Source organism: Hafnia sp. HMSC23F03, from assembly GCF_001816025.1.
Classification (GTDB): Bacteria; Pseudomonadota; Gammaproteobacteria; order Enterobacterales; family Enterobacteriaceae; genus Hafnia; species Hafnia paralvei.
Window position 1 is genome coordinate 1 of the sequence record NZ_KV824189.1, and the last position, 1,193, is coordinate 1,193.

The 1,193-nt window shown below is 35.8% G+C and carries 1 protein-coding gene; it reads right to left on the bottom strand.

Going from position 1 to position 1,193, the window contains the following annotated elements:
• Positions 1 to 399: 399 nt before the first annotated feature.
• The coding region (locus HMPREF3091_RS02260) for a LysR family transcriptional regulator (protein ID WP_070713903.1) at positions 400 to 1,193 on the bottom strand (794 nt) is incomplete at its 5' end.

Genomic DNA, 1,193 nt, shown 5'->3' on the forward strand with positions numbered 1-1,193 from the left:
TGCTTTGATGAATAAATATTTCAATAAAAATAGGTAAGAGATTTAGGTCTAATTTTTTTCCGTCCATAACGTACTCACTCTTAGTCCAATCGAGTATAGGAAATAGACGGATTGCATGGCATCTCTGAGATCTTAGCTCTCATTTTAATTGAGCCATCCACAGTCATTGCTGGTGTAGTGGTTAAGCGGGTAAAAGAGAAAAATAAAAATCTGGCGGTTTTCGTAAACAACATTGAAATTTCCTTATAGTTATATTTAAAGCCTAATCATTTAGGCTGATTTATTTTATGATACAGAACTGAATTGATACTAATCCCTATGATGGCTGCCTCTAAATATAAAATCGAATTATTCCTCAGTCAATTTTTTTAATAAAAGCTATAAATAAAATAATAACTATTATGATAAAGCAGAGATAATATCATCTGCAATATTTGAGACTGAGGATGATTTATCATAGATCAAATGTATGGTTGATGATGGTATTTTGTTTCCTTGATCTAGAGCTGTGACATTGAACGAATGCGAAAACTTTTCATATAACCATTTTGGCATGACCCCCAATTTTTCAGAGTTCTCGATAATCGACAGCAATGCAAAGTAAGAATCACTCTTTAACAATATTGTATTTTCACCGAGTGCTTGCCGAATCTCAAAGTTTTGCTGAGTAAATTTGTCATCGGGGGTTTCAAACGTGACAAATGTTTCAGCGCTGAAATCCCCGTCGATGAGCTTATCCATTCTTGGATGCTGTGTGGTGCAGAACAGATACATAGGTTCTTCTAAAACGGGAATACAAATCATTGAGCGACTAGAGTTAGGTTTTAGAGAGAAAAACAGGTCGTTCATCCGCAGTCTGACACCGTGGATGTTATTTTTAGCGTCAGAAAAATTGCTTCTATGAATGATTTCGCAATTGGGATTCTTATGCCATATGGCATTCGATACTTTTGGCAGCAGTCGAACAGAGATGTAGGGGGAACAATGGATCGCAATTTTATTAAAATAATCATTTTGGCCAAATGAATTCACGTTGTTGACTAACTTATCAACGTCATCCTGTAATGATGTAAATAGTTCTTGGGCTATTTTTGTCGGTGAAAGATCCAATCCATCTCTTAGGAACAAGGGATCGTCAAAGTGATGCTTCAGTTTCGCTAAAGCATTAGATACTGCGGTTGTGGAAATACCGA